Annotated in this window: 23 protein-coding genes; 15 read left to right on the top strand and 8 right to left on the bottom strand. The window is 72.5% G+C overall.

What is annotated here, in order from left to right; translation table 11 throughout:
* Positions 1 to 36 precede the first annotated feature (36 nt).
* Genes FDO69_RS39365 through FDO69_RS39340 form a run of 6 tightly spaced genes read left to right on the top strand, consistent with a single transcriptional unit; the run spans position 37 to position 4,797 of the window.
* The gene (locus FDO69_RS39365; RefSeq protein WP_104788663.1) at positions 37 to 1,164 is read left to right on the top strand and encodes an acyl-CoA dehydrogenase family protein; all 1,128 of its coding nucleotides are present in this window, start codon (positions 37 to 39) and stop codon (positions 1,162 to 1,164) included.
* Between the two features lie 38 nt (positions 1,165 to 1,202).
* Positions 1,203 to 2,771: a 4-coumarate--CoA ligase family protein gene (locus tag FDO69_RS39360; RefSeq protein ID WP_104788661.1), complete on the top strand. Its 1,569-nt coding sequence runs from the start codon at positions 1,203 to 1,205 to the stop codon at positions 2,769 to 2,771.
* Positions 2,768 to 3,502 carry an enoyl-CoA hydratase family protein gene (locus FDO69_RS39355; protein WP_104788658.1) on the top strand — a complete coding sequence of 245 codons (735 nt, stop codon included), beginning with the start codon at positions 2,768 to 2,770 and terminating at the stop codon, positions 3,500 to 3,502. The genes FDO69_RS39360 and FDO69_RS39355 overlap by 4 nt, the downstream gene beginning before the upstream one ends.
* Positions 3,490 to 4,101 (top strand): TetR/AcrR family transcriptional regulator, encoded by a 612-nt coding sequence (locus tag FDO69_RS39350; protein ID WP_104788656.1) that lies wholly within the window; start codon positions 3,490 to 3,492, stop codon positions 4,099 to 4,101. The genes FDO69_RS39355 and FDO69_RS39350 overlap by 13 nt, the downstream gene beginning before the upstream one ends.
* A gap of 49 nt (positions 4,102 to 4,150) precedes the next feature.
* Positions 4,151 to 4,399: a type II toxin-antitoxin system CcdA family antitoxin gene (locus tag FDO69_RS39345; RefSeq protein WP_104788653.1), complete on the top strand. Its 249-nt coding sequence runs from the start codon at positions 4,151 to 4,153 to the stop codon at positions 4,397 to 4,399.
* A complete protein-coding gene (locus FDO69_RS39340; protein WP_104788650.1) occupies positions 4,396 to 4,797 on the top strand; it encodes a DNA-binding protein in 402 nt (133 codons plus the stop codon). Before FDO69_RS39345 ends, FDO69_RS39340 begins: the two co-directional genes overlap by 4 nt.
* Positions 4,798 to 4,800: 3 nt before the next feature.
* Here the strand turns inward: FDO69_RS39340 and pdxH are convergent, their stop codons facing one another.
* Positions 4,801 to 5,469, bottom strand: a complete 669-nt coding sequence (gene pdxH / locus FDO69_RS39335; RefSeq protein ID WP_104788647.1) for a pyridoxamine 5'-phosphate oxidase — start codon at positions 5,467 to 5,469, stop codon at positions 4,801 to 4,803.
* A gap of 285 nt (positions 5,470 to 5,754) precedes the next feature.
* On the opposite strand from pdxH, the gene FDO69_RS39330 reads away from it, so the two are divergent.
* Positions 5,755 to 6,855: a citrate synthase 2 gene (locus tag FDO69_RS39330; RefSeq protein WP_104788644.1), complete on the top strand. Its 1,101-nt coding sequence runs from the start codon at positions 5,755 to 5,757 to the stop codon at positions 6,853 to 6,855.
* A gap of 55 nt (positions 6,856 to 6,910) precedes the next feature.
* Here FDO69_RS39330 and FDO69_RS39325 read toward each other — a convergent pair whose 3' ends face one another.
* Positions 6,911 to 7,387: an HIT family protein gene (locus FDO69_RS39325; RefSeq protein ID WP_104788641.1), complete on the bottom strand. Its 477-nt coding sequence runs from the start codon at positions 7,385 to 7,387 to the stop codon at positions 6,911 to 6,913.
* 295 nt (positions 7,388 to 7,682) lie between these two features.
* Here FDO69_RS39325 and FDO69_RS39320 point away from each other — a divergent pair, with 295 nt between their 5' ends.
* Positions 7,683 to 8,096, top strand: coding sequence for a RidA family protein (locus FDO69_RS39320; protein WP_104788639.1), 414 nt, complete (start codon positions 7,683 to 7,685; stop codon positions 8,094 to 8,096).
* A gap of 200 nt (positions 8,097 to 8,296) precedes the next feature.
* A complete protein-coding gene (locus FDO69_RS39315; RefSeq protein WP_234388297.1) occupies positions 8,297 to 9,694 on the top strand; it encodes a PAS domain-containing protein in 1,398 nt (465 codons plus the stop codon).
* A 225-nt stretch (positions 9,695 to 9,919) separates the two neighbouring features.
* Here FDO69_RS39315 and FDO69_RS39310 read toward each other — a convergent pair whose 3' ends face one another.
* On the bottom strand, positions 9,920 to 10,675 hold the full coding sequence (locus FDO69_RS39310; protein WP_104788633.1) for an SIS domain-containing protein: 756 nt from the start codon (positions 10,673 to 10,675) through the stop codon (positions 9,920 to 9,922).
* Between the two features lie 272 nt (positions 10,676 to 10,947).
* On the opposite strand from FDO69_RS39310, the gene FDO69_RS39305 reads away from it, so the two are divergent.
* Together FDO69_RS39305 and FDO69_RS39300 are read left to right on the top strand one after the other, a co-directional pair.
* Entirely contained in the window at positions 10,948 to 11,640 is a 693-nt protein-coding gene (locus tag FDO69_RS39305; protein ID WP_053671441.1) for an iron-dependent transcriptional repressor DtxR, read from the top strand.
* 721 nt (positions 11,641 to 12,361) lie between these two features.
* Positions 12,362 to 13,270, top strand: a complete 909-nt coding sequence (locus FDO69_RS39300; RefSeq protein WP_104788631.1) for an alpha/beta fold hydrolase — start codon at positions 12,362 to 12,364, stop codon at positions 13,268 to 13,270.
* A gap of 31 nt (positions 13,271 to 13,301) precedes the next feature.
* On the opposite strand, the gene FDO69_RS39295 is transcribed toward FDO69_RS39300, so the two are convergent.
* From FDO69_RS39295 to FDO69_RS39285, 3 genes are all read right to left on the bottom strand, one after another.
* Positions 13,302 to 14,894 carry a transporter gene (locus FDO69_RS39295; protein WP_104788628.1) on the bottom strand — a complete coding sequence of 531 codons (1,593 nt, stop codon included), beginning with the start codon at positions 14,892 to 14,894 and terminating at the stop codon, positions 13,302 to 13,304.
* Positions 14,891 to 15,682 (bottom strand): ABC transporter ATP-binding protein, encoded by a 792-nt coding sequence (locus FDO69_RS39290; protein WP_104788625.1) that lies wholly within the window; start codon positions 15,680 to 15,682, stop codon positions 14,891 to 14,893. The genes FDO69_RS39295 and FDO69_RS39290 overlap by 4 nt, the downstream gene beginning before the upstream one ends.
* Positions 15,683 to 15,798: 116 nt before the next feature.
* Positions 15,799 to 16,461, bottom strand: a complete 663-nt coding sequence (locus FDO69_RS39285; protein ID WP_104788686.1) for a bifunctional DNA primase/polymerase — start codon at positions 16,459 to 16,461, stop codon at positions 15,799 to 15,801.
* A gap of 305 nt (positions 16,462 to 16,766) precedes the next feature.
* On the opposite strand from FDO69_RS39285, the gene FDO69_RS39280 reads away from it, so the two are divergent.
* On the top strand, positions 16,767 to 18,152 hold the full coding sequence (locus tag FDO69_RS39280) for an NsdA family TPR-like regulatory protein (protein WP_104788622.1): 1,386 nt from the start codon (positions 16,767 to 16,769) through the stop codon (positions 18,150 to 18,152).
* A gap of 201 nt (positions 18,153 to 18,353) precedes the next feature.
* Positions 18,354 to 20,294: a chromosomal replication initiator protein DnaA gene (locus FDO69_RS39275; protein WP_104788619.1), complete on the top strand. Its 1,941-nt coding sequence runs from the start codon at positions 18,354 to 18,356 to the stop codon at positions 20,292 to 20,294.
* Between the two features lie 88 nt (positions 20,295 to 20,382).
* Here the strand turns inward: FDO69_RS39275 and FDO69_RS39270 are convergent, their stop codons facing one another.
* On the bottom strand, positions 20,383 to 21,693 hold the full coding sequence (locus FDO69_RS39270; protein WP_104788616.1) for an ABC transporter substrate-binding protein: 1,311 nt from the start codon (positions 21,691 to 21,693) through the stop codon (positions 20,383 to 20,385).
* Positions 21,694 to 21,810: 117 nt separating this feature from the next.
* On the opposite strand from FDO69_RS39270, the gene FDO69_RS39265 reads away from it, so the two are divergent.
* Entirely contained in the window at positions 21,811 to 22,311 is a 501-nt protein-coding gene (locus tag FDO69_RS39265; protein WP_104788613.1) for an SCO4402 family protein, read from the top strand.
* A 95-nt stretch (positions 22,312 to 22,406) separates the two neighbouring features.
* Positions 22,407 to 23,288, top strand: coding sequence for a formyltetrahydrofolate deformylase (gene purU, locus FDO69_RS39260; RefSeq protein WP_104788610.1), 882 nt, complete (start codon positions 22,407 to 22,409; stop codon positions 23,286 to 23,288).
* A 122-nt stretch (positions 23,289 to 23,410) separates the two neighbouring features.
* Here the strand turns inward: purU and FDO69_RS39255 are convergent, their stop codons facing one another.
* Complete coding sequence (locus tag FDO69_RS39255; protein ID WP_420878582.1) at positions 23,411 to 25,018, bottom strand: maleylpyruvate isomerase N-terminal domain-containing protein; 1,608 nt, start codon at positions 25,016 to 25,018, stop codon at positions 23,411 to 23,413.
* Positions 25,019 to 25,055 lie beyond the last annotated feature (37 nt).

Here is a 25,055-nt window from a genome sequence, read left to right as displayed (position 1 = left end):
ACAAGCCACATCCGGCCCGCACCGAAAGGACTCCTCATGGACACCGAAGACCACAAGGCGCTCCGAGAGGCTGTCGCCGCACTCGGCAAACGCCACAGCCGGACCAGCGACACCACCCAACTCTGGACAGAAGCAGGCAAACTCGGCTACCTCGGAGTCAACCTCCCCGAGCCATACGGAGGCGGAGGCGGCGGCATCTCCGAACTCTCCATCGTCCTCGAAGAGCTGGGCGCGGCCGGCTGCCCCCTCCTCATGCTGGTCGTCTCACCGGCGATCTGCGGCACGGTGATATCCCGCTTCGGCACCGACGCCCAAAAGCAACAGTGGCTGCCCGGCCTCGCCAACGGCACCCGCCTCATGGCCTTCGGCATCACCGAACCCGACGCCGGCTCCAACTCCCACCGCATCACCACCACGGCCCGCCGCGACCAGGACACCGGCGACTGGCTCCTCACCGGCCGCAAGGTCTTCATCTCCGGCGTGGACATCGCGGACGCGACCCTCATCGTCGGCCGCACCGAAGACGCCCGCACCGGCCGCCTCAAGCCCTGCCTCTTCATCGTCCCGCGCGACACCCCCGGCTTCACCCGCCGCCCCATCGACATGGAACTGAACGCCGCGGAGAAGCAGTTCGAACTGGTCCTGGACGACGTACGGCTGCCCGCCGACGCGCTGGTCGGCGACGAGGACGCCGGCCTCCTCCAGCTCTTCGCCGGCCTGAACCCCGAACGCGTCATGACCGCCGCCTTCGCGATCGGCATGGGCCGCCACGCCCTCGCCAAAGCCGTCGAGTACGCCCGCGACCGCACCGTCTGGAACACCCCCATCGGTGCCCACCAGGCCATCGCCCACCCCCTGGCCCAGGCGCACATCGACCTCGAACTCGCCCGCCTGATGACGCAGAAGGCCGCCGCCCTCTACGACGCGGGCGACGACATGGGTGCCGGAGAGGCCGCCAACATGGCCAAGTACGCGGCCGGGGAAGCGTGCGTGAAGGCCGTCGACCAGGCCGTGCACACCCTCGGCGGCAACGGACTCACCCGCGAGTACGGCCTGGCCCGGCTGATAACGGCCGCGCGCGTGGCTCGTATCGCGCCGGTGAGCCGGGAGATGATTCTCAACTACGTCTCCCACCAGACCCTGGGCCTGCCCAAGTCGTACTGAGGACCCTGAGACGGCCCGCGCGCGAGGAGGAACCAGCCATGTTCCGCAGCGAGTACGCAGACGTCCCACCCGTCGAACTGCCCATCCATGACGCCGTCCTGGCCCGGGCCGCCGAATTCGGCGACATCCCGGCGCTGATCGACGGCACCGACGGCACCACCCTCACCTACGAGCAGGTCGACCGCTTCCACCGGCGCGTCGCCGCCGCCCTCGCCGAGGCCGGGGTCCGCAAGGGCGACGTCCTCGCCCTGCACAGCCCCAACACCATCGCCTTCCCGACCGCCTTCTACGCGGCCACGCGCGCGGGTGCCACCGTCACCACCGTGCACCCGCTCGCCACCGCCGACGAGTTCGCCAAACAGCTGCGGGACTCCGCGGCCCGCTGGATCGTCACCGTGTCACCGCTGCTGGACGTCGCCCGCCGGGCCGCCGAACTCGCGGGCGGCGTACGGGAGATCTTCGTGTGCGACAGCGCGAGCGGCCACCGCTCCCTGATCGACATGCTCGCCTCGGCGGCCCCCGAGCCGCAGATCGCCATCGACCCCGCCGAGGACGTCGCCGCCCTGCCGTACTCCTCCGGCACCACCGGCGTCCCCAAGGGCGTGATGCTCACCCACCGGCAGATCGCCACCAACCTCGCGCAGCTCCACCCGGCGATACCCGCGGGCCCGGGAGACCGCATCCTGGCGGTTCTTCCCTTTTTCCACATATACGGCCTCACGGCCCTGATGAACGCCCCCCTGCGGCAGGGCGCCACCGTCGTCGTCCTGCCCCGCTTCGACCTGGAGCGGTTCCTCGCGGCCATCCAGAACCACCGCATCACGGCCCTCTACGTGGCCCCGCCGATCGTCCTGGCCCTCGCCAAGCACCCGGCCGTCGCCCAGTACGACCTGTCGTCCCTGAAGCACATCATCAGCGCCGCCGCACCCCTGGACGCCCGCCTCGCCGCGGCCTGCTCCCGGCGCCTCGGCCTGCCGCCCGTCGGCCAGGCCTACGGCATGACCGAACTCTCACCCGGCACCCACGTCGTCCCCCTGGACGCCATGGACGACGCCCCGCCCGGAACCGTCGGCAAGCTCATCGCCGGCACCGACATGCGCATCGTCTCCCTCGACGACCCCGGCAAGGACCTCCCCGCCGGCGCATCCGGCGAGATCCTCATCCGCGGCCCCCAGATCATGAAGGGCTACCTCGGCCGCCCCGACGCCACCACCGCGATGATCGACCCCGACGGCTGGCTGCACACCGGAGACGTCGGTCACGTGGACGGCGACGGCTGGCTGTTCGTCGTCGACCGGGTCAAGGAGCTCATCAAGTACAAGGGCTTCCAGGTGGCCCCCGCCGAGCTGGAGGCCCTCCTCCTCACCCACCCGGGCATCGCCGACGCCGCCGTCATCGGCAGGTACGACGCCGACGGCAACGAGGTCCCGCACGCCTACGTCGTCCGCCAGCCGTCCGCCGCGGAGCTCACCGAGGCGGAGATCATGATGTACGTCGCCGAGCGCGTGGCCCCCTACAAGCGGATCCGCCACGTCACCTTCGTCGTCGGCGTCCCCCGCGCGGCCTCCGGCAAGATCCTCCGCCGACAGCTCAGGGAGAGCGCATGACGCTGATCGTCCGTACCCGCGCGCGGGCCGTGGAGACCCTGTCCCTCGACTCGCCGCACAACCGCAACGCCCTGTCGGCGGCCCTGGTCGGCGAACTGGCCGACGCGCTCGCCGACGCCGGCAAGGACCCCGGCGTCCGCGCGATCGTCCTCACCCACACCGGCACCACCTTCAGCGCCGGCGCCGACCTCAAGGACCCTCCCCCACCCGAGGCGCTGGTAGCCCTGCTGCGGCAGATCATCGAACTGCCCAAACCGGTCGTCGCCCGGGTCACCGGGCACGTGCGCGCGGGCGGCCTCGGCCTCCTGGCCGCCTGTGACATCGCCGCCGCCGCCACGCAGGCCACCTTCGCCTTCACCGAGGTCCGCATCGGCGTGGCCCCCGCGGTCATCTCCCTGCCGCTCCTGCCCCGCACCGACCCCCGCGCCCTCGCCCGCTACTACCTCACCGGCGAACGCTTCGACGCGGCGGAAGCCAAGGCGACCGGCCTGGTCACCACCTGCGCGGACGACGTCGACACGGCCCTGGACCCGATCCTGGAAGGCCTGCGCAGATCCGCCCCCGACGCCCTGGCCGAGACGAAACGGCTGCTCACGGCTAGGGTGCTGGAAGCCTTCGACCGGGACGCCGCCGACCTGACCGCGCTCTCGGCCCGGCTGTTCTCCTCCCCGCAGGCCCGCGAGGGGATGACGGCCTTCCTCGAACGACGGGATCCGGCATGGGTGGTGTGAGCACGGCCGACCGTGCGGAGAGAGTCCCCAAGCAGGACCGCAGCCGGGCCACCCGGCAGCGGCTGCTCGAAGCGGCCGTGTCCTGCCTCGCCGAACACGGCTGGGCGGGGTCCACCGTCTCCGTGGTCGCCGAACGCGCCGGCGTCTCCCGCGGCGCCGCCCAGCACCACTTCCCGACCCGCGAGGACCTCTTCACCGCGGCCGTCGAGTACGTCGCCGAGGAACGCTCCACGGCCCTGCGCGCCCTGTTCCCCGACGGCGCGGCGGGCGACCGCCACGCCGTCGTCGCCGCCCTGGTCGACCTCTACACCGGGCCGCTGTTCCGTGCCGCCCTCCACCTCTGGGTCGCCGCCTCCAACGAGGAGCAGCTCCGGCCCCGCGTCACCGAACTCGAATCCCGCGTCGGCCGCGAGACCCACCGCATAGCCGTCGACCTCCTCGCCGTCGACGAGTCCGCCCCCGGCGTCCGCGAAACCGTCCAGGGCCTCCTCGACATGGCCCGCGGCCTGGGCCTCGCCAACCTCCTCACGGACGACGCGGCCCGCCGGGAACGGGTGGTCGCGCAGTGGGCGGGGCTGCTGGAGGAGACGCTGGGCTGAGGGGGCTCAGCACGGATGCGGGAGGCGCATACCGCAGTATGCTCGGAGCGTGGCGGACACGACACGCATCACGGTGACACTGCCGACCGACCAGGTCGCCGAACTCAGGAAGCTCACCGACAACGTCTCCGGCTATGTCGCCGAGGCGGTGGCACGCCAGCTGCGGCATCAGCTGCTCGGCGCCGACCTGGTGCGCCACCAGGAGGAGCACGGCGCGTTCACCGAGGAGGAGCTGGCGGAGGCCCGCTCCCGGATCTTCGGGACGTCGGATGCCGGCGGATCGGCGGGCGCGGCGTGATGGAGCACGTCGAGACGGTTGTCCTGGACTCTCAGGGGCTCTCCGCCTGGATCGCCGAGGACCGCAAGATCCTGGCGATGTTCCAGGTGCTGCACGCCATGGGCGCCGATTTCGTCATCGGCGCCAACACCATCGTGGAAGTCAGCCATGCGCGGGCGAACATGCCTCGACTGCAGTGGGCGCTCTCCCGCGTCAAGGTCGAGCCGTTGACCGAGGGCGCCGCGAGGGCATCCGCGGAACTGCTGAAGGCCGCCGGGCTGCACGGCCACACGTACGCGATCGACGCGACCGTCGCCGAGGTGGCACTGCGGCAGCCGGGCCCCGTTGCCCTGCTGACGTCCGATGTCGACGACATGGCGCGGCTGTGCGGCGACCGAATCCGGCTCATCGGCATCTGAACCTCACGGACTGAGCCGCTCCACCCGCCAGCTCCCGTCCGGCCGCTCCACGTACCGCAACCGGTCGTGCAGCCGGTTCTCCCTGCCCTGCCAGAACTCCACCGCCTGCGGGGCCACCCGGAAACCACCCCAGTGCGGCGGCACCGGCACCTGCTCGCCCTCCGGGTAGCGGGCGGCCAGCTCCGCGTAGGCCGCGTCGATGTCGGCCCGGGTGGAGATCACCGAGGACTGGGCGCTGGCCCACGCCCCCAGCTGTGAGCCGTGCGGACGGGTGCGGAAGTACGCCGCCGTCTCGTCCCGGCCGGTGCGCCGGGCGACCCCGGTCACGATGACCTGCCGTGCCATCGGGTGCCAGGGGAACAGCAACGAGACGTACGGGTTCTCCGCCAGGTCACGCGCCTTGCGGGAGTCGTAGTTCGTGTAGAAGACGAAGCCCTGCTCGTCGAAGTGCTTCAGCAGCACCGTACGGGCGCTCGTCCGCCCCTCGGCGTCGGCCGTCGACACGATCATGGCGTTGGGCTCGAACAGCCCGCCGTCCGTCGCGGCCTGCTTGAACCAGCGCGCGAACTGCTCGACGGGCGTCGCGGCCAGGTCGGTCTCGGAGAGCCCGTCGGCCCGGTACTGCTTGCGCATCGAGGCCAGATCGAAGGGGACGTCGTCGCGGTCGGTCACCCGGTCATCTTGCCGTACGGACGGTGTCCTTCGTCACTGCATGGCACTGAGTGCCGTGACCCCTCCCCAAGCGTGGCACTCGGGGATATCGTTTCCGTGCCGTTGCGGTTGGGTGACCGCCTGCCGTACGGGGCATCACAGGGGCAACCGGCCAGGACCGCGAGTCGCCGTACACGACCGTGGATCCAGTGGACGGCGCCCGCTTCGCCAGCTGACTGACACATGGTTCGTTCGCCCCACCCCACATCAACACCATCTGTCGCTTACATCACGAGGAGCCGCCTGATGTCCGACTTCGTACCCGGGCTCGAGGGAATCGTCGCGTTCGAGACGGAGATCGCCGAACCCGACAAGGAGGGCGGCGCACTCCGGTACCGCGGCGTCGACATCGAGGACCTCGTCGGCCACGTCTCGTTCGGCAACGTCTGGGGCCTCCTCGTCGACGGCGCCTTCAATCCCGGCCTGCCGGCCGCCGAGCCGTTCCCCATCCCCGTGCACTCCGGCGACATCCGCGTGGACGTCCAGTCCGCCCTGGCCATGCTGGCGCCCGTCTGGGGCCTCAAACCCCTCCTGGACATCGACGCCGAGCAGGCCAGGGCCGACCTGGCCCGGGCGGCCGTCATGGCGCTCTCCTACGTCGCCCAGTCCGCCCGCGGCCAGGGCCTGCCGATGGTCCCGCAGCGCGAGATCGACAAGGCCCGGTCCGTCGTCGAACGCTTCATGATCCGCTGGCGCGGCGAGCCGGACCCCAAGCACGTGGCGGCGGTGGACGCGTACTGGACGAGCGCCGCGGAGCACGGCATGAACGCCTCCACGTTCACGGCCCGCGTGATCGCCTCGACCGGCGCGGACGTGGCGGCGGCGCTCTCCGGCGCGGTGGGCGCGATGTCCGGCCCGCTCCACGGCGGCGCCCCCTCCCGCGTCCTCGGCATGATCGAGGAGATCGAGCGCACGGGCGACGCGGAGGCCTACGTCAAGAACGCGCTCGACAAGGGCGAACGCCTCATGGGCTTCGGGCACCGCGTCTACCGCGCCGAGGACCCGAGGGCCCGGGTCCTGCGCCGCACGGCCCGGGAGCTGGGAGCCCCCCGCTTCGAGGTCGCCGAGGCCCTGGAGAAGGCGGCCCTCGCGGAACTCCACGCCCGCCGCCCCGACCGCGTCCTCGCCACGAACGTCGAGTTCTGGGCGGCCATCGTCCTGGACTTCGCCGAGGTCCCGGCCCACATGTTCACGTCCATGTTCACCTGCGCCCGCACGGCCGGCTGGTCCGCCCACATCCTGGAGCAGAAGCGCACGGGCCGCCTGGTCCGCCCCTCGGCCCGCTATGTCGGCCCGGGCACCCGCAACCCCCGCGAGATCGAGGGCTACGAGGACATCGCCCACTGACCCGCCCCCTCACGGCCTCACCCGACTCCGGTCCGGGTGGGGCCGTCGGCATGCCTCACCCCGCGAGCCGGTCCAGCTCCTCGCCGATGGCCTCCCGCAGCCGGTCGTGCCGAGGCCCGAGCGCGTACCGCTCCTCGCTCCACCGCTCCCGCGGATACAGCCACACGGGCAGGCGTACGAGCTCCTCGGGCTCCCAGTCGTAGCGCGGCCACACATGGGCGTGCAGGAACGCGTCGGTGTTCCCGAGAATCTCCAGATTGACCCGCCGAAACCCCGACTCCACCCGCCGGCAGGTCCGCTCGACGGCTTCCCCCAGCCGGTCCATGTCGGCGAGGAACGCCAGCCGCGCGCTCCGCGGCAGCTCGGACAGCCGCTGCACCGCGGGATCATTGGTCAGCAGCACCGAGTAGCCGGGCAGGAACTGCACATCACCGATCACCGCGAACCCGGAGTCCAGCCTGCGCAGCACGGCCGGGTTCTCACCCCGCAGAGCGCTCCCGATCCGGTCCTCGCGCCACCCGTCCACCGCCATCGCCCCCGGGCACCTCGCACAACGCAGACGACCCGCGAGTCTGGTTCCTCCGGAGAGGAGCCGGCCGGACGTACCGGCGACTCGCGGGTCGGGTGACTGCTTGAGATTGGGCCGGCTGCGCGCTCGCTCACGCGCTGGCTCGGCACCGCACTGAGTGTGGTGACGGGCCGCTAGCCCGCAGCCACCTCTTCCGTCCGGTATCCATACATCTGCCGAACCACCTCCCTTCTGAAGTGCTTGCAACCTTAGAAACCGTTCGGCCTCGGATCAACCTGTTTTTTGAGACCTTGACTCCATGACGAAGCGGCGGGCGATTCTCAGTGGTTCGGTGTTCGAGGAGCGGATCGGGTACGCCCGGGCCGTCGTGGACGGGGACTGGGTGCATGTGTCGGGGACGACCGGGTTCGACTACGCGGACATGACGATCTCCGAGGACGTGGTGGAGCAGGCCGAGCAGTGTCTGCGGAACATCGGGGCCGCGCTGGAGGAGGCCGGGTGTTCGTTCGCGGACGTCGTGCGGGTGCGGTACCTGCTGCCCGAGCGGGAGGACTTCGAGCCGTGCTGGCCGGTGCTGCGGAAGTGCTTCGGAGAGGTGCGGCCGGCCGCGACGATGTTGGTGTGCGGGCTGGCGGACCCCCGCATGAAGATCGAGATCGAGGTGTACGCGCGGCGGGGGAGCGGCGGTGGGTCCCTGCCGTTGATCGACTAGTCGATCGACCGAGGGCGTCGGCCGGGTTGCCGGCGCCTCAGGCTGAACGTTTCTGTTGCGTTGACGTGGGCATTGCCGCAGTACAACGATTCCTTCAATGTTGTGGGAACTCGGTGTGCGCTGGGTCACGTTCGAGTTGAATGATTGCAAGGAGCGAACCGACGTGCCGTACGTGCGGACGCAGCCTGCAGGGGGTCCAGGTGAGTGCTTCCCGGCGTAGTGGGACCACCGACGAGCTGGGGCCGGACGAGCCCGAGCGGGACAGTTCGGATGGTTCGGATCTGCTTGCCGCTTTGCTGGACGGGATGGACGCGGCGCTGTGCGCGTTCGACGCCGACGGCGTCGTGACGCACTGGAACCGCGAGGCCGAGCGGATTCTCGGGTGGAGTGCGGACGAGGCCGTGGGGCGGCGCGGGCTGGCCGGATGGGCCGTGCGCAGTGCGGACGCCGAGGAGGTCGAGGGCCGGCTGCTGTCGTCGATGCACGCCTCCGGCAGGCAGGTGCACGAGTTCGCTCTGCTGACGAAGGACGGCGGTCGGGTCCTCGTGCGGACCCAGTCGGCGGCGGTGCGCGGGCCCGACGGAAAGCCGGCGGGTGTCTACTGCGCGTTCAGCGAGGTGCACGCGCAGATCGATCTGGAGCGGTCGATCGCGCTGAGCGAGGCGCTGTTCGAGGACGCCGGCTGGGGCGTCGTGCTGGTGGACGTGGACCTGCGGCCGGCGGTGGTGAACGCGCACGCCGCCCGGGCACTGGGCACGGGGCGTACGACGGTGCTGGGGCGGCCGCTGGGGGAGCTGCTGTCGCAGGGCGTGGAGGAGCTGGAGAGCGCGCTGCAGCACGTGCTGGCGGAGGGTGCGCCCCCGGCGCCCGCCGAGGTGTGGGTGAGTGTGCGGACGCCGGAGGGGGAGCGGCGGCGGTGCTGGCGCAGCGGGTTCCTGCGGCTGGCCTCGCCGCTCGCGGAGGAGCCGGTTCCGCTGGGTGTGGGCTGGCTGTTCCAGGACGTGACGGAGACCAAGCAGGCCGAGCAGGAGGCGTCCCTGCTGCGGTTCCGTACGCAGCAGCTGCACCGGGCGTCGCGGGCGGCGGCCGAGTGCGAGGACCCGGCCGAGGCGGCGACGGTCCACCTGGACTTCGCCCTGGCCGGTTTCGCCGACCACGCGCTCATCGACCGGGTCGCCGGCGGTGCGCTGACCGACGCGGAGGCCGAGGGGCCCGTCCGGCTGGTCCGGGTCGCCGCCACACCCTCCGGCGCGCCGGGGCCGAGCCGCATGGCCGGGTACGCGAGCCTGCCCGTCCGCTACGCCGAGGGGCACCCGGCCCTGCAGTGCGTGGAGCGGGTGGGGGCCCTGCGCGCGAGTGCGGGCGGGGCACGGCCGGAGGCGGCCCGGGAGTGGGCCCTGGCCCGCCAGTGGCCCGAGGACGCGGTTCACGCCCTGTGCGCGGTGCTGCGCAGCCGGGGCCGGACCCTGGGCGTCGTGACGTTCCTGCGGGGCGCGGGCCGCAGCGCCTTCGAGCGCTCCGACGCGCTGTACGCGGAGGACGTGGCGGTACGGATCGCCGCGGTGCTGGATCTGGCGGGGTTGTCGGGCGGGGAGTGAGCGGATTGCCGGGCGGGGAGTGAGCGGATTACCGGGCGGGGAGTGAGCGGGCTGCCGGGCGGGGAGTGAGCGGATTGCCGGGCGGGGAGGGAGCGGGCTGCCGGGCGGGGAGTGAGCGGGCTGCCGGGTGTCGAGTGAGCGGGCTGCCGGGCGGGGAGTGGGGTGCGCGTGCCGCGGGCTGCCCGATGCGGGGCGGGGCGGTCGCCTGCCGGTTCCGTGCCGGTTTCAGTACCGGTAGAAGATCCGGTCGCGGTACTGCTCCATCACCCGGGCGTTCCAGTCGTGGCCGCCGTCGACGTTCCCGGAGCGCAGCAGGGGCGGTTCGATGCCGCGGTCGGCGAGGGTGGTGGCGGTCGTCGCCATGACGGCCTGGAGGAGGGCCGAGGTGACGACCGTCGAGGCCGGGGCGAAGGGGGCCGGGATGTCGTCGTGGGTGAGTTCCGCGTCGCCGACCGCGATCTTCGAGTCGAGAACGAGGTCGCAGTGGTCCTTCAGATACGTCCCGGAGGCGTGCCGGGACTTCGTCTCCGAGGCGTAGGCCACCGAGGTCACGCCGATGACCTTCACGCCCAGGGCGCGGGCGTTCATGGCCATCTCCACGGGGAGGGCGTTGCGCCCGGACAGGGAGATGATCAGCAGGGCGTCGCCCGCGCGGAGCGGGGAGCTGTCGAGGACGGCGCTCGCGAGGCCGTCGACGCGTTCCAGGGCGGAGCCGAGCGGCGCGGGCATGACGTCGACGCCGACGACACCGGGCACGGCGAGCAGGTTCATCAGCGCGAGACCGCCGGCGCGGTAGACGAGGTCCTGCGCGGCGAGGGAGGAGTGACCGGCGCCGAAGGCGAAGAGCCGGCCGCCGGCCGCGACGGTGTCGGCGAGGAGCGTCCCGGCCGCGGTGATGCTGTCGGTCTCCTCGTCGCGGAGCCGCCCCAGCAGGCCGATCGCGGCGTCGAGGAACTGGCCGGCCGGCGCGCGGTCGCTCATACGGGGGTCCCTTCAAGCTGGCCTCGGCGGCTTGTGTCGCGCATCACGGTGCGGTCTGGACCAGTGCGGTGTCAATACGGCCGTGCGGGCCGTGCGCCGAGTCCCAGGACGTCCCGGGAGGAGAAGTCCGTACCCTTGCGCGCGGCCGGGTAATCCCCCGCTTCGCCTCCGGCGGCACGGTTGTCGGTGGTATCCGGCAGAATTGGGTTCAGGGCCAGCGCACACGCCGGTGAGCCGTCCAGCCTCCGGCAGATCTCATTCGAGGGGCACGTATGTCCGGACTGATCGACACCACGGAGATGTATCTCCGCACCATCCTCGAGCTGGAGGAAGAGGGTGTGGTCCCCATGCGCGCCCGTATCGCCGAGCGGTTGGACCAGAGCGGGCCGACCGTCAGCCAGACGGTGGCGCGGATGGAGCGCGACGGCCTGGTGTCCGTCGCCAGCGACCGGCATCTGGAGCTGACCGACGAGGGCCGCCGGCTGGCCACGCGCGTGATGCGCAAGCACCGCCTCGCCGAGTGTCTGCTCGTCGACGTGATCGGTCTGGAGTGGGAGCAGGTCCACGCGGAGGCGTGCCGCTGGGAGCATGTGATGAGCGAGGCCGTGGAGCGCCGCGTCCTGGAGCTTCTGCGGCACCCGACGGAGTCGCCGTACGGCAACCCGATCCCGGGTCTGGAGGAGCTGGGCGAGAAGGACGGTGCCGACCCGTTCCTGGACGAGGGCATGGTGTCGCTGGCCAGCCTCGACCCGGGTGCCGAGGGCAAGACGGTCGTGGTGCGCCGGATCGGCGAGCCGATCCAGACGGACGCGCAGCTGATGTACACGCTGCGGCGGGCGGGCGTGCAGCCCGGCTCGGTGGTGAGTGTGACCGAGTCGGCGGGCGGGGTGCTGGTGGGCAGCGGCGGCGAGGCGGCCGAGCTGGAGTCGGACATCGCCTCCCACGTGTTCGTCGCCAAGCCCTGAGCGGCCCGTGCTGAGCGGCCCGTGCTGAGCGGTCCGCCCTGCGCGGCCCGTCCTGAGCGGACCGGCGCTGAAGGGACCGGCCCTGAGTCCGCCAACCTGCCGTCTGCCGTCCGGTGGCCGGTGTGCGGTGGCCGGTGTGCGGTCAACTCCCATTCCGCATGCGGCCCTTGTGCCGTTGGCGTGATCCGGACCGAATCCCGCATTCAGTCCGCGGAATCGCAGCGCTCGTCCGTTTCCCGTGCGACGCTGTCGCGTGAGGCATATGACCTGAGGGGCTCTTGGCCGCGGCTCGACAGCGATGCCGCCCGGCCGGGGAGGGGGCAGGAGGATGTGCCGTGAAGACGCGGAGGGCCCCGGCGCCGTGTGGCGCCGGGGCCTGTCCTCCCCTGTGCTGACCCGGAGCCCCGAGCTCTCAGGGTCATTCCCCTCGGACCGGTTTCCCCGAGCGGTCCGCCTCCCGCTGAAGATCTCCCCTCGACAGCGGCGATCAATCCCCGAGGATGGTCACTCGAACGAGGGGTGTTGCCCGCGAGAACCTCATCCTCGAATGCGCATTCGATAGTCTGCGGGCGGCGCACGGCACACTTGCACCGACAGGTACGGCGACCAGCACGCAACCAGCACGGCTGAAAGAACAGCAGAAGGCACAGCAGGCAGAACACGGTTCACAGGACCGGACGGCGGGAGCCACGGTCCGCGCGAAGCTTGGGGGGTGCCAGACATGGCGCGACGCATCGACGTGACCGGGACGGGCGGCGTACGCCTGGCGGCCTGGGAGTTCGGCGACCCGCCCAAGACCGACCCGGCGCAGGACGTGCGGGAGGGGCAGGGGGCGCACCACGGGCACACCGCGCCGGAGGGCTCCCCCGGCGTGCTGTTACTGCACGGCCTCATGGGCCGTGCCTCGCACTGGGCGTACACCGCCCGCTGGCTGTCCGCGCGCTACCGCGCGGTCGCCCTCGACCAGCGCGGCCACGGCCGCAGCGACAAGCCCCCGCAGGGCGCCTTCACCCGTGACGCCTACGTCGACGACGCCGAGGCCGCCCTGGAGCAGCTGGGCCTCGCCCGGGTCGTCCTCATCGGCCACGCCATGGGCGCGCTGACCGCCTGGCAGCTCGCCGCCAAGCGTCCCGACCTGGTCCGCGGACTGATCATCTGCGACATGCGGGCCTCCGCGCTCGGGGCCGCCTCGCAGCGCGAGTGGGGCCAGTGGTTCAAGTCCTGGCCGCTGCCCTTCGCCACGCTCGCCGACGTCCGCAAGTGGTTCGGCGAGGACGACCCCTGGGTGGAGCGGCCCAATCCGGCCCGTGGCGAGTTCTACGCCGAGGTGATGGCCGAGTCCCCGGACGGCTGGCGCCCGGTCTTCGAACCGGAGCAGATGCTCCGCTCCCGCGAGACGTGGGTGTACGACGCGCACTGGGAGGAGCTGGCCCAGGTCCGCTGCCCCGCCCTGGTCGTGCGCGGTCTGGACGGCGAGCTGGGCCGCGCCGAGGCCCAGGAGATGGTCCGGGTCCTGCCCCGCGGCCAGTACGCGGAGGTGGCCGACGCCGGCCACCTGGTGCACTACGACCAGCCGGAGGCCTGGCGCGCCGCCATCGAGCCGTTCCTGGATTCGCTGGGCGACCACTGACGGGGGACTCCCCGTATCGGCCCGGGGCGCCTCACCCCTTGCTGACCGCCGCCAGGATCTCCGGCAGTCGCCGGGCCGTCCGCGGGGCGGCCAGTTTCAGCCCCGCCGCCGTCAGCGCCGCCCCGTACGCCGTGCCCACCGGCAGCAGCAGCCATGTCCAGGCGTCGCCGTCGGCGCTCACGTTCAGCCAGATCGTGAGCGCGATGACGGGCGCGCACAGCAGGGCGGCCGCCATCATCCCGCCGAAGATGGAGATCCAGGCGAGCCCGGTCTGCCCGGGGGCGACGTTCTTGTAGCCCTCCTGGGGGATGGAGTAGGGGAAGCGGGCGGACGTCCACGCCCCGGTCGCGAGCATCGCGCCGAGCAGCGCGAAGGACAGCCCCAGCGCCTCGGGCAGCCGCCGCCAGTCGCCGAGCATGGCGGTCGTCACCACGGTCACCAGCGTGGCGTACGGCAGGGTGATCAGCAGCAGGGCGTACGCGCGGGCGCGCAGCTCGACGTAGGCGTCCCGGGACGACGCGATCGTCATCGCGACCATCCAGAACGCGGAGGTGTCCTGCCCGAACTGGTTGTACATCTGGATGCCGAGCATCCCGGCGGCGAAGCATGCAAAGTACACCGACCCGGTGCCCTGCCAGGCGTTGAACACCGGCACGATCAGCCCGATGGCCAGCGATGTCACCCAGGCGGCCTTGGTCTTCGGGTCGCGCCACACATACCGCAGGCTGCGCTCCATGACCGTGCCCGTACGTCCTGCGGGGAGCAGCTTCCCCAGTCCGGTCGAGGAGCGTTTCCGGGCGGCCGACTCGGCGCTCGGCAGGGTGGAACCGTCGGGCGAGGTCATCAGCCGCGTCAGATGCCGCGACCAGAGCGCGAGCAGCGCCACCAGCGCACCCGCGGTCAGCGCCAGTTGCGCGAGCGCGAGACCGTAGGAGCCCTCGCTCACCGCGTGCACGGCCCAGATCGCCGACGCCGGCGGCACCCACCGCAGTACCTCGGCCACCGGGTCGAGCTCGCCCAGCCCCGACGCCCCGAGCCGCTGCGCGCCGAAGTTGACGACCTGCGCCCCGATCGCGATGACGAGCCCGCTGAGCACCGCGAGGTCCCGCCCCTTGCGGCTGGTCAGCAGCCGTACGTTGGCGGCGGCGACGGCCCGCGCGAGGGCCACGCACACCAGCAGCGCCAGCACGACGGCGAGCACACCCACCGCGAACGCGGCCCCGCCCCGCGCCACCGCGATCACGGAGCCGACCAGCAGACACAGCGTGAACAACGGCCCGATGCCCACCAGCGAGGCCGTCAGCAGCGCCCGTACCAGCGGCCGGGGGCGCAGCGGCAGCATCACCAGCCGGGTCGGGTCGAGGGTCTCGTCGCCGCTGGGGAAGAACAGCGGCATCACCGCCCAGCCGAGGCCCAGCACCGCCACGGCCAGCACGACCACCGACTCGGCGTGCGCGTGCCCGCGCAGCGCGATCAGGCCGATCAGCTGGAGCGCGGCGAACAGCAGGGCGAAGACGGCCGACGTGATGTAGGCGGCCTTGCGCCCGCCGGACTGCCGCAGTCCGTTGCGCAGCAGCGACAGCTTCAGCCGGACGAAGACGGGAGTGATCGCGGGGGTAGTCATCGCGACCCGCCGCCCAGCCAGTCGAGGTCGGACCCGGCGTCCCGGCTCTGGGCGCCGACGAGTTCGAGGAACGCCCGCTGCAGCGAGGGCGCGTCCCCGCGCACCTCGGCGAGGGTGCCGGTGGCGCGGATCCGCCCGGCGGCCATCACCGCGACCCAGTCGCACAGCGACTCGACGAGCTCCATGACGTGGGAAGAGAACACGACCGTGGCGCCCGAGGCCGTGTACCGCTCCAGGACGCCCCGGATGGTCTGCGCGGAGACGGGATCGACGCCCTCGAACGGCTCGTCCAGGAACAGCACTTCGGGATTGTGGAGGAGAGCGGTGGCGAGCCCGATCTTCTTGCGCATGCCGGTCGAGTAGTCGACGACCAGTTTGTGCTGGGCCCCGGCCAGGTCGAGGACGTCGAGGAGCTGCGTGGCCCGCTTGTCGACCTCGGCACCGGGCAGCCCGCGCAACCGCCCCGTGTACGCCAGCAGTTCCCGCCCCGACAGCCGCTCGAAGAGCCGCAGCCCCTCCGGGAGCACCCCGATCCGGGCCTTCACCTCGACGGGGTCCCGCCAGACGTCGTGCCCGACCACCTCGACGGTCCCGTGGTCGGGCCGGAGCAGCCCGGTCACCATCGACAAGGTGGTGGTCTTCCCGGCCCCGTTCGGCCCGACGAGCCCGATGAACTTGCCCGCGGGCAACTCGAGATCGACCCCGGCAACAGCGACCTGCTCCCCGAACCGCTTCCAGAGCCCCTGCACACGCACAGCGCTGGTCCCCACCGCGCCTCCCTCCGTCACGGAGAACCCTACGGTGGGCCGGCGCCCTTCTTTCAGGGGCGCGGAGAACTGCCCGATCGACCACAGGCGACCGGCAGTCGCCGAACAACGGCAACCAGGCAGAGGAAGAGGCGCGGCTATCGATCCCTGCCGCACGCATAGGCCAACGGCGAGATCAACTCCTCCACATCCGGCAACCACCGATTGGCCGGGGTCGGCCGGCAGGCCCACTGCACGGCCCCCCGAGACCCGAACCGCGTAGGCGGCGCAGCCACATACGCCCCCTCACCCAGCACGGTCAGATCCAGCGACGACACCGACCACCCCAGCTTCCGCACCAGATCGGGCACCTTCACCCCGGCCCCCGGCAGCACGAAGAACTCCATCCGCCGGTCCGGCGTGAGCGTCACCGGCCCGAGCGTCAGCTCCATCCGCTCCATCCGCGCGAGCGCGAGAAACCCGGCCGTCTCCGGCACGGAGATCGCGTCGAACGTCCGCCCCGTCGGCAGCAGGATCGACGCGGTCGGCTGCTTCTGCCACATCCGCCGCGCGACCGTCGCGCTGCCGGTCGCCTGCGTCGCCCAGTCCGGACGCGCCGGGTGCGACCCCGGCGCGGGACACGCCGCGTCACCGCAGGAGCAGCGCTGGCTGCCCTCGACGGCTTCCAGCCAGGTGCCGGGGAACACGTCCCAGTGGCGCTCCTCGGCGTAGCGAACAGCGGTCTCCAGCAGCGATTCCCCGCGCTGCTTCGGGATCTGAGCGGCTTCGGTGCCGGCGATCGTCTCTTCCACGATGAACACAACTCTGGTCGTCACCACGGGTTACGCCCGTCCCTGTGCGCGGGGGAGAGCATCGCCCCTGTTCCCGGGGCGCATGGGTGCATGTGCGGGGGCGCGCAGGAGGAACGGTGGCCGGAGCTGGGTAGCCAGGTGTGGGGCCGGCAACAGCCGTTACCCCGGCAATCCTCACATGCCTCGCATTTTCACCTGGTGGGCGGGGCATTGATCTTCACGGCCGGATCTTTTAGCTGGGACGTGAGGGGCTCGGCCGCGGAAGACACACAACTCGGTGCGTGGGCAGGCACCGCAGCCACAGGGGGTATGTCATGGCCGCAAGGCCGCTCGTCGCCCGGCAGCCGAACGAACGGCTCCAGGCGCTCATCCAGGAAGCCGGATGCTCCAACGCCGGCCTGGCCCGCCGGGTCAACATGTGCGGTGCGGAACACGGCCTCGACCTGCGCTACGACAAGACGTCGGTGGCGCGCTGGCTGCGCGGGCAGCAGCCACGGGGCCGGGCACCGGCGATCATCGCCGAGGCCCTGGGCCGCAAACTCGGCCGTACGGTCACGATCGACGAGATCGGCATGGCCAACGGCAAGAACCTCGCCTCGGGCGTGGGCCTGCAGTTCTCGCCGACGGTACTGGGGGCCATCGAGCAGGTCTGCGAGCTGTGGCGCAGCGACGTGGGGCGGCGGGACTTCCTGTCCGGCTCCTCCGTCGCGGCGTCCGCGCTGGTCGAGCCCAGCCGGGACTGGCTGATCTCCGCGCCCGACGCGCAGGTGTCGCGCTCGGCGGGGCCGCGGGTGGGGCAGTCCGACGTGCAGGCGGTGCAGGCCATGACGCAGGCGCTGGTGGACCTCGACCACCAGTACGGCAGCGGGCATGTGCGGCCGGTCGTCGTGCACTACCTCAACAGCGTGGTCTCGGGGCTGCTGGCGGGGTCGTACCGGGAGGCGGTCGGGCGGGACCTGTTCGCCGCGGTGGCCCGGCTGACGGAGCTCGCCGGGTACATGGCCGTCGACACGGGCCAGCCCGGTCTGGCCCAGCGCTACTACATCCAGGCGCTGCGGCTGGCGCAGGCCGCCGGGGACCGCGGCTACGGCGGGTACGTCCTCGCGGCCTCCATGAGCCATCTCGCCGCGCAGCTCGGAAATCCGCGGGAGATCGCGCAGTTGGCGCGGGCGGCGCAGGAGGGGGCGCGGGGGCGCGTGTCGCCGCGGGCGGAGTCGATGTTCCTGGCGGCGGAGGCGCGCGGGCACGCCCTCATGGGCGACGTGCGCGCCGCGCAGTCCGCGGCGGGGCGTGCGGTGAGCGCACTGGAGGCGGCCGACCCGGCCGCGGGGGACGACCCGGTGTGGATCGCGCACTTCGACGAGGCCTATCTCGCCGACGAGTTGGCCCACTGCCACCGGGACCTCGGGCAGGCCGAGGCGGCGGCGCGGTGTGCGCAGGAGTCGCTGGCCGGGCATCCCGAGACGCGGGCGCGCCGCCGGGCCATCGGCTATGTGCTGTTGGCCACGGCGCAGGTGCAGCAGCGCGAGATCGAGGAGGCGTGCAACACCGGCATGAAGGCCGTGGAGCTGCTGGAGGGGCTGCGGTCCAACCGGGGCGCCGAGTACCTGGAGGACTTCCAGCAGCGGCTGGAGCCGTACCGGGACGAGGCGGTGGTGAGGGAGTTCGGGGCGCGGCTCGACCTGCAGGCGGCTGCGTGAACACAGGGTCTGCGCATGCGTGAACATGCGGGAAACGGCTGCGGCGTGCGCGGGAGGTGACAAGGCCAACGCGCCGTGCCCCGCCGGTGTTACCACGCTCACAGGGCATGCGGTCGGGCCCTGTGCTGCGTGGCACGGGGCTCTGGGGACCCGGTAGCGTGACCCGACGATTCACAAGGTCCCCCATAAGTAGGAGTCCCGGTGACGCAGAGTGGACAGGGCGAGGAGCCCTCGGCGCGCCCCGCGCGCGAAGGCATCGTGCTGCCCTCCGACGGTGGCGAACCCCTGCTGCCGGGCATGACGGGCGGACCCGCCGAAGCCTCCGGCCGCCGGCCCGCCCCGCCTTCGGCGGGCGCGCCGCAGACGTCGGCCCCTGCGGAGGGCCAGACCTGGGGCCAGCCGTGGGGCCCCGGTCAGCAGCAGACCCCGCCCCCGCCGCCGGGCCAGACCTGGCAGTCCCAGCCCCAGCAGTGGAGCACGCCGGAGCAGCCCGCGTGGGACGCCCAGGCCGCGGGCGCCCTCCCCCCGGAGGGCACCCGGTCCCCGGACCCGTACGCCGGCACACCGGCGAACCCCGACCCGTACGGCACGGCCCAGCCGCCCGCGGGCACCGCCGGGTACGCCCCGTACGGCGCCGCGGGCGGGGGCGCCCCGCTGCCCCCGGAGGGCTCCGCCGGGCCCGACCAGCCGCACGGAGGCTCCGGCTACGGATACCCGCAGGGGGGCGGCGCTTACGGCGCTCCCGCCGCGGGTGGAGCCCGGCAGCAGCCGGAGTCCGGTGGGTACGGGGCCGGTCAGCCGGCCGCCGGTGGGGCGTACGGCGCTCCGGGTGGGGGTGGAGCCCGGCAGCAGCCGGAGTCCGGTGGGTACGGGGCCGGTCAGCCGGCCGCCGGTGGGGCGTACGGCGCTCCGGGTGGGGGTGGAGCCCGGCAGCAGCCGGAGTCCGGTGGGTACGGGGCCGGTCAGCCGGCCGCCGGTGGGGCCTACGGCGCTCCGGGTGGGGGAGCCCCCCAGCAGTCGTACGGCGGCGCCCCGCTGCCCGCGCCCGCCGACGAGGGCGCGACCCAGTACATACCGCCCGTCGCGGGGGACGCCGCGGCCACGCAGTACCTGCCGCCCGTCGCGCAGGCCGCCGACGAGGGGGCGACCCAGTACATACCGCCGGTGTCCCCGGGGGCGCTGCCGCCCGAGATGCCTGCCGGGGAGGACCCGGAGGCGACGCGGTACCTCGGGACCGGGCCCCTGGCGGGTGCGGGAGCCGGGCCGCTGCCGTCGGGCCCGCACCCGGACGCCGAGGCGACGCAGTACATCCCGCCGGTGCCCGGTGGGAGCAAGCAGCCGCCCGCCGAGTTCGACAACCTCTTCCGCAGTGACCAGGGCGTCGACAGCCCGGCCGGCGCCACCCAGCAGATGCCCCGCATCGAGCAGCCGCGGCCGCAGCCCGCGTACGGCGGCGCTCCCCAGCCCTCCCACGCCCCGCCCGCCGGAGGCCGCTCGCGCGGTGGCCGTTCCGGATCGCGTGTCCCCGTCATCGCCGCCGTCGGCATCGGCATCGCCGTGCTCGGCGTCGGCGCGGGGGCGCTGCTCGCCGGTGGCGGAGGCGGCGGTGACGAGGACGGCGGCGACAAGAAGACCGTGGCCGCCTCGGCCCCCGCGACGGACGGCTCGGCCTCGCCGTCGGCCGACCCGGCCCGGGCCCAGGCGGTCGAGCTGGACAAGCTGCTCTCCGACAGCGGCAACAGCCGCAGCACCGTGATCAACGCGGTCGCCGACGTCAAGGGTTGCGACAACCTCCCCCAGGCGGCCAAGAACCTGCGGGACGCGGCCAAGCAGCGCAGCGGGCTTGTCACCCGGCTCTCCGGCATCGAGGTCGACAAGCTGCCCGACCACGCCGCGCTGACCACCGCCCTCACCAAGGCCTGGCAGGCCTCCGCCTCGGCCGACAACCACTACGCGGCCTGGGCCGACCAGACCGCCGGCAAGAAGGGCTGCAAGAAGGGCCAGGCCCGCGCCACCAACCAGACCCTGGCCGGCAACCGGGCCAGCGGCGTCGCCAGCACCGAGAAGGCCAAGGCGGCCGGGCTGTGGAACGGGATCGCTAAGAAGTACGGGCTGACCGAGCGCCAGCCGACGCAGCTGTGACGGAGACGCCGAAGCGGCTGTGACGGAGACACCGAAGCGGCTGTGACGGGGACGGCCCGCTCGGCGTGAACCACCCGAGCGGGGAGGCTCAGTCGTTCAGGTCGGCGTTCTCCAGCGTCCGCGTCGTGTCGACGAAGCCCTTGCGCGCCGAGACCAGCCGCCCGTCCCGCACCACCTGAAGGGTCACGTTGGCGTTGACCAGGCGTGGGAAGCCCACGGCGGCGAGCTTGTCCTGGAATCGCCACCGCAGCCTCGGCGTGAGTCCGCCCGTGCCGACCTGCAGGCCGTCGTCCAGGGCCTGCGTCACGGTGTCGGCACTCACCTCGCCGTCGCCGAGCGACTCGACGATCTGCCGGAAGACCGTGTAGGCGATCCACGTGGTCTGCACTCCGGCGTCCGCGGGGTCGATGCGGTTGTCACCGAAGGCCTGCTCGCGGATCACCTGCTTCATCCCGTCCCAGCGCGGATCACTCGCCACCGGGTACCAGCCGGTGATGTACGAGCCCTCGTACGGGCCCGTCGCCCCGCCGGTCGCGTCGATCACCGTCTGGTCGACGCTGCCCAGCACGGTCGCGGTCCGCACCTCGGGGAAGTCCTCCCGGGCCCGCCGGAAGGAGTCCATGAAGGTGCCGTTGCGGTCCCCCAGCGCGGGCACCACGCACCCGTCGTCCGTCGCGTCGCCGGCCGTCGTGCGCAGGGCCCGCTCGGCCTGGCCGTCGTACTCGGTGGCGTCCTCCGCCGCCCGCTGGTCGTTCGAGGCCCGGTGCCCGCCCGCCTTCAGGCCGGAGTCGAGCAGCGGGGGCAGCTGGTCGCCCGCGATGGTGTCGGGCCGGATCAGCGCGACGGGTCCGCAACCGGCGAGAGCGCTGCCGAGACCGGCGAGCAGTGCGGGCTGCCCGCCGTTGACGGGGTAGGACAGGGGGCTGGTGAACTCGGCGTTGGTGATGCCGTAGCCGCCTATGTAGGGGATGCCCGCGCCCTCGAGCGAGGGGAAGAAGGAGTCCGCGTACTGGCTGTAGGATCCGACGACCGCGACGACGTTCTCCTTGGCGGCCCGCCGGGCGCACTTCGCGGCGTCCACGCTGTCGTTGTGGTCGTTGCAGGTCAGCACGTTGAGCTTGCGGCCGTTGATCCCGCCCTTGGCGTTGATCCAGCGGGCGTAGGCGCGGGCGAAGGCGGGCATGCCGGGTTTGTTGGTGGCCTTGGTGTCCTGCGGGGCCCAGGTCATGACGGTGATGGTGTCGTCCCCGACATCCCCCGTGGTGCCGGGGACGACCCCGCATCCGGCGAGGAGCGACGCGCACGCGACCGCCGTGCCCGCCGAGACGATGCCGTGTCTGGCGTGACGGGTGAGGAGGCCGGGGAGGAATGTGCTGCGGGTGTGTCGCCTGCCGGTCATGGTTCCGCACGATTCCGTCACATGGCCAACCCGTGCGTGATACCGGATCGACAATCGGTGACGCACAGGTGAATTGCAGGGGCCGGTGTGACCGATGTGGAGGGGAACGTACGATCGATGACCGTGCAAGCTTCGGAGAACTCTTCCCGTCGTGGCCGTCGCTCATCCACCATGGGCGGCATGCCTGTCAATGACATGCCGTGGTGGCGCTGGCGCAGCAACGTGCGCTCGGCGCTGCACATGCTCTCCGACCCCGGGTTCCAGCGGGACGTCTGGCTGGCCGGTGTGGACGGCTACGGTGACGTGACCGACGCGGTGTACCGGCTGGTCGAGGACACCTGGCTGGATCACTGGTCCGCCGAGAAGTACGTCGGCACGATCTTCCGCGACTCGCAGGAGGCGGCCCTCGTCGACACCGCGGTGCTGCGGGTGCTGCGGATCATGCACCAGGTCGGACCGGACGCGCCGGTCGCCGCGTACCTCCAGCACGAGGCGTGGCCGGAGGCGGTCCAGGCGGCCCGGGACGCGCATGTGCGGCTCGCCACGAGCGACGGCGAGGAGCCGGACGCGGCGCCGAGCAGCCTGGACGTGCTGCGGATCGTGACCAGGTCCGCGTAGCGGTCTCGCGACCGGGCCGGCCCGGCGGTTCCGCCGGGGGTCCGCCCTGCGGGACGATTGCCGGTGGTGTCGTTCCTTGTGGGAACCTGTCCTGCATGAACGAGCAGTCCACCAGCGCCGCGGTCCCGGCCGACCAGTACGTCCTCACCCTTTCCTGCCCGGACAGGAAGGGCATCGTGCACGCCGTGTCGAGCTACCTGTTCATGACCGGCTGCAACATCGAGGACAGTCAGCAGTTCGGCGACCACGACACGGGACTGTTCTTCATGCGGGTCCACTTCTCGGCGGACGCCCCGGTGACCGTGGAGAAACTGCGGGCCAGCTTCGCGGCGATCGGCGACTCCTTCCAGATGGACTGGCAGATCAACCGGGCCGACGAGAAGATGCGCATCCTGCTCATGGTCAGCAAGTTCGGGCACTGCCTGAACGACCTGCTGTTCCGGGCGCAAACCGGGGCGCTGCCGGTGGAGATCGCCGGGGTCGTGTCGAACCACACGGACTTCGCCGAGCTGGTGAAGTCGTACAACATCCCCTTCCACCACATTCCGGTGACGAAGGACACGAAGGCGGAGGCCGAGGGGCGGCTGCTCGACATCGTGCGTGAGGAGGGTGTCGAACTGGTCGTGCTCGCCCGGTACATGCAGGTGCTGTCGGACGACCTGTGCAAGGCGCTCTCCGGGCGGATCATCAACATCCACCACTCGTTCCTGCCGAGCTTCAAGGGGGCGAAGCCGTATCACCAGGCTCATGCCCGGGGTGTGAAGCTGATCGGGGCGACGGCTCACTATGTGACGGCCGATCTCGACGAGGGGCCGATCATCGAGCAGGAGGTCGAGCGGGTCGGGCACGACGTGACGCCTGAGGGGCTTGTCGCGATCGGGCGTGATGTGGAGTGCCAGGCGCTGGCCCGGGGTGTGAAGTGGCATGCCGAGCGGAGGATTCTGCTCAACGGACGGCGGACGGTGATTTTCGCCTAGGAGCTCGGTTCGTCCAGTTCGGCGGCGGGTGCGGGTGGTTTGTGGCTTGTCGCGCCCACGCGGCGGAGCCGCACATCAGACAGAGCCCCGCGCCCCTGGGGGTGCGTCCCTGAGGTCGGGGTCTACATCCTGCTCAGTGAAGCCGCCGCGAACAGGACGTCCCTGATCGCCTCCCTGTCTCCGACCTGGCCCGCCGCCGCCTCCTGCGGAGGGACGTGGCCCGCGGCCAGGCGGCAGAACTCGACGCCGTCCAGGGCCACGTGGGCCACCTCGTGCTCGGCGGAGCCCTTCGCCGCGGGGGAGTCGAGGGGGATCAGCCACTCGCCGCCGCCCGAGCCCTCGATCTCCAGCCGGAGGCTGCGGCCGGGTTCGCCCGCCGCGACGAGATGGCGGTGGTGCGCGGGGGAGGCCAGACCGGCCCGGCGGCGGTGGGCCAGGGCCGTCGGCAGCATGCGGGCCGCCAGGTCGATCATGCGGTGCAGATGGCGCGGCGACGGCGGGGCGTAGGGGTAGTCGACCGCGTCGGCGATGTCCTCCGCGTGCACCCAGCACTCGAAGGCGCGATCCAGCATCGCGTCGTGCAGGGGCAGTTCGAAGTCGCCGTACGACACCGGCATCTTCCCGGCGCCGCCGCCCGTGAACGACACCGTGCGTACGAGGCTGTGGCTCTGCTCCCGCCAGGGCGCCCGGACGGACCGGGTGGGCGGGAAGTGGGAGGCGCGCCAGAACGCCTCGGTGCGGGCCGCCGGCGTGGGGAGCCGGGACGGGACGTCGCCCAGCGGGTCGTCCAGGCCGAGCGCGACAGCCACCAGGCCGTCGACGCTGAGCAGATGCGCGATGACCCCGGCGACGGTGGTGCGACGGCTCGTCGAAGCGTCCGAGCGGAACCAGCGCAGCCGTACCGGCGCGTGCCACTCGGCGTCGCCGAAGTCCTGCAGCAGGGCGTCCAGGCGCGCGGTCTCGGCGTCGTACGCGGCGGCCCACTCCGGTACCGGGATGCGTGGCGGGCGCCGCTCCAGGCAGGTGTCCAGGACGCGGGTGCGCAGTCCCGGGTCCAGGTCGAGGCTCTCGGGGCGTTGCAGCAGCCCGACCGCCTCGCGCAGCCGCCGGGCCTCGTCGGCGCAGGAGCCGCACGCGCCGAGGTGCTCCTCGACGGCCGTGGCCTCCTCGGCCGAACACGCGGCCAGTGCCCAGGCGCCGAGCAGGGCCTTCAGCACGGGGTGGGCGAAGACGGGCGGGGCGGGCGGCGGCGCCGGCAGGTCGCCGAGCTCCGCGCACGTGGGCAGCGGCAGCCCACTGTCCTCGACGGAGGCCCGGGGCATCGGGATCCGCGGCGGACCCCCGCACTCCGGAGCATCACCGGCCTCGGCCCGGACCGGCCCCGCCGGCCCGCCCGCTCCTGCCGGTTCGCCCGGTCCCGCTGGTCTGCTCGGTTCGCCAGGTTCCGCCGGTCCGTCCGGCCTGCTCGGCTCGCCCGGTTCCGCCGGCCCGCCCGCTCCTGCCGGCTCGCCCGGTTCCGCTGGTCCGTCCGGCTTGCCCGGCTTGCCCGTTCCCGCTGGCCCTCCCGGCCCTCCCGGCCCTCCCGGCCCTCCCGGCCCTTCGGGTCCTCCCGGCCCTCCCGGCCCTTCGGGTCCTCCCGGCCCTCCCGGCCCTTCGGGTCCTCCCGGCCCTTCGGGTCCCCCCGGCCCGGGCGGTCCGGCGGGCGTGCCGGGTCCCGGAGGGGAGCCGATGCCGTGCCCGCTGTTGCCGCTTTCATGCTGAATGTCG

Origin of the sequence: Streptomyces tibetensis, assembly GCF_007655005.1 — a bacterium.
Taxonomy (GTDB): Bacteria; Actinomycetota; Actinomycetes; order Streptomycetales; family Streptomycetaceae; genus Streptomyces; species Streptomyces tibetensis.
This window is presented reverse-complemented; position numbering and strand designations above follow the sequence as displayed.